At 45.7% G+C, this 538-nt stretch carries 1 pseudogene; it reads right to left on the bottom strand.

Going from position 1 to position 538, the window contains the following annotated elements:
• Positions 1-538: pseudogene (locus tag R7Q46_RS29775) on the bottom strand (phosphoglucomutase, alpha-D-glucose phosphate-specific); the annotation flags it as partial.

The raw sequence follows: 538 nt of genomic DNA, 5'->3' as shown, positions 1-538 counted from the left end.
AGATGCTTTCGCTTCTGCTAGCGCTAGACGCTTCACATCTTTTAGGCCACCAGCAATGATCTCGTTCGCACGATCTTCAATCGCTTGAGTCAATTCTGCTTCTGCTGGACCGCCATGTGTTGGATTGTACTTAATACCGCCATCTTGTGGTGGATTATGAGACGGTGTGATAACGATGCCATCCGCTTTCTCATCATGCTTTAGATTGTAAGTTAAGATAGCGTGAGAAATGCCAGGTGTTGGAGTGTAGCCATTATCCTGCTGTACGATGACTTTTACACCATTCGCAATCAAAACTTCGATTACGCTTGAAAACGCAGGTTCTGACAACGCGTGGGTATCTTTGCCCACAAACAACGGCCCTGTAGTCCCCTGCTTGGCACGTACTTCTGCAACTGCTTGTGCGATAGCAAGAATGTGGTTTTCATTAAAAGTTTGCTTGTCTGCTGTGCCACGGTGACCAGAAGTACCGAATTGAACATTATGTTCCGCATTATTAGCATCAGGCTGAAGTAAGAAGTAGTTAGCAACTAACGCT

The sequence above is a fragment of the Vibrio sp. 811 genome (assembly GCF_033339195.1).
The sequence above is the reverse complement of the archived record's forward strand: the minus strand, read 5'-3'. Positions and strand labels throughout refer to the sequence as shown.